2 pseudogenes are annotated in these 796 nt (G+C 67.0%); both read right to left on the bottom strand.

The window, feature by feature from the left end:
• Positions 1-383 (bottom strand): annotated as a pseudogene (locus DID98_RS35495) (transketolase); the annotation flags it as partial.
• Between the two features lie 50 nt (positions 384-433).
• A pseudogene (locus tag DID98_RS35490) lies at positions 434-796 on the bottom strand (MFS transporter); the annotation flags it as partial.

The following is a 796-nucleotide window of genomic DNA, read 5'->3' as shown; positions in this document are numbered from 1 at the left end:
GTCAGGCCCTGGCCGAGCGAACCCCCGGACATCTCCATGCCGGGCGTGTAGCTCGCCATCCCCGACATCGGCAAACGGCTGTCGTCGCTGCCGTAGGTTTCGAGCTCCTCGGCCGGCAGGATGCCGGCTTCGAACAGCGCCGCGTACAGCGCGATCGCATAGTGGCCGTTCGACAGCAGGAAGCGGTCGCGCCCTTCCCACTCGGGATCGTCGGGGCGATAGCGCATCGCGCCGAAATACGCGACGGCCAGCACGTCGGCGATGTCGAGCGCCTGGCCGACATAACCCTGCCCCTGGACTTCGCCCATCAGCACGGCGTTTCTGCGGATGCGGTACGCGCGCTCGGCGAGCGTGACCGCTTCATGAATGGTTTCGGTATCCATCGTTGGCTCCAGTATTGGATCGGAAGGCATGCAGGTCGAATCGGCGGTGATCAGCGATTGACGGAGCGCGGCACGAGGAACACCAGCAGCGCGCCGAACGTAATCGCGACGGAGATGAAGAGGAGTCCGGCGGTGGACTTGCCGGTCAGGTCGTTCAGCCAGCCGACGATCGCCGGCGAGAAGAAGCCCGCGAGGTTCGCAAAGCAGTTGACCGCGGCGATGCCCGCCGCCGCCGACATCCCGCCGAGCAGCGCCGTGGGCAGCGACCAGAATTGCGACGACGACGCGAGAATGCCGGCGGACGCAATGCTCAGGCACACGATCGACGCGCCGACACTGCCGAGCATCGGCAACGTCGCGAAGCCCGCCGCCGCGATCAGCATCGGCACCGCGAGATGGAAGCGGCGCTCGCG

Origin of the sequence: Burkholderia sp. Bp8984 (genome assembly GCF_003853755.1) — a bacterium.
GTDB lineage: Bacteria > Pseudomonadota > Gammaproteobacteria > Burkholderiales > Burkholderiaceae > Burkholderia.
This window is presented reverse-complemented; position numbering and strand designations above follow the sequence as displayed.